Annotated in this window: 1 protein-coding gene; it reads left to right on the top strand. The window is 70.4% G+C overall.

The window, feature by feature from the left end:
- On the top strand, positions 1-1344 hold a 1344-nt coding region (gene rluB / locus G3O00_RS42695), incomplete at both ends, for a 23S rRNA pseudouridine(2605) synthase RluB (RefSeq protein WP_206146596.1).

The raw sequence follows: 1344 nt of genomic DNA, 5'->3' as shown, positions 1-1344 counted from the left end.
GCGAAGGCGCTGACGCGCAGCCGGCCGAAGCCGCCGAAGCGCAGCAGCCGACACGTGCGCCGCGCAAGGAAGGTGCGGCCAAGGGTGCTCGCAAGCCGGCCGCCAAGCGCGAAGGCGCGGCCAAGGCCCCGGGCGGCCAAGGCGGCCAGGGTCGTCGCAGCAGCGCACCGAAGGCTGAAGGTAGTGCGGCAAAGGTGGAGGGCGATGCGTCCCAGGACGAACTGTTCGCCTACGTGACGTCGCCGGCATTCGACGCGGACAACTCCGCGGGCGGTAGCGGCGTGCGTGCGCCGATGCTGCGCCGCGGTCGCAGCCAGCCGGCGAACAAGCGCGTGCTGTCGCCGGACGACGACGCGCCGAAGCTTCACAAGGTGCTGGCGGAGGCGGGCATGGGCTCGCGCCGCGAAATGGAAGAGCTGATCGTCGCCGGCCGCGTGTCGGTGAACGGTGAGCCCGCGCACATCGGCCAGCGCATCATGCCGACCGACCAGGTGCGGATCAACGGCAAGCCGGTCAAGCGCAAGCTGCCGAACAAGCCGCCGCGCGTGCTGCTGTACCACAAACCGACGGGCGAGATCGTCAGCCACGCGGATCCGGAAGGCCGTCCGTCGGTGTTCGACCGCCTGCCGCCGATGAAGACGGCGAAATGGCTCGCGGTGGGCCGCCTCGACTTCAATACCGAAGGTCTGCTGATGCTGACGACTTCGGGCGACCTCGCAAACCGCTTCATGCATCCGCGCTACAGCGTCGAGCGCGAGTACGCGGTGCGCGTCGTCGGCGAACTGGCCGAAGGCATGCGGCAGAAGCTGCTGCACGGCGTCGAGCTCGATGACGGCCCGGCGAACTTCCTGCGCATCCGCGACGGCGGCGGCGAAGGCACGAACCACTGGTATCACGTTGCGCTGGCCGAAGGCCGCAACCGCGAAGTGCGCCGGATGTTCGAGGCGGTCGGCCTGATGGTGAGCCGCCTGATCCGTACGCGTCACGGCCCGATTCCGCTGCCGCGCGGCCTCAAGCGCGGTCGCTGGGAGGAGCTCGACGACGCGCAGGTGCGCAAGCTGATGGCGACCGTCGGCCTGAAGGCGCCGTCCGAGGAGAAGGGCAAGCGTGGCGGTACCGGCCAGGCCGAGCGTCGCCAGCCCGATCCGATGCAGACGTCGATGGGCTTCATCGGCCGTGAGCCGGTGCTGACGGCGCACGGGCAGCTGGATCAGCCGCGTCGTGGCGGTGGTCGTCGCGGCGGGCCGGGGCTGCCGGGTCTGAGCGGCTACGGCAGCCTGCCGGTCGCGCCGTCGGGCTTTGGCAATCGCGCTGGCGGCAGATCGGAAGAGCACACGCCTGAAA

The sequence above is a fragment of the Burkholderia sp. Ac-20384 genome (genome assembly GCF_017104605.1).
GTDB lineage: Bacteria > Pseudomonadota > Gammaproteobacteria > Burkholderiales > Burkholderiaceae > Burkholderia > Burkholderia lata.
Note: the sequence above shows the minus strand (reverse complement) of the source record. Positions and strands in the feature narration are given on the sequence as shown.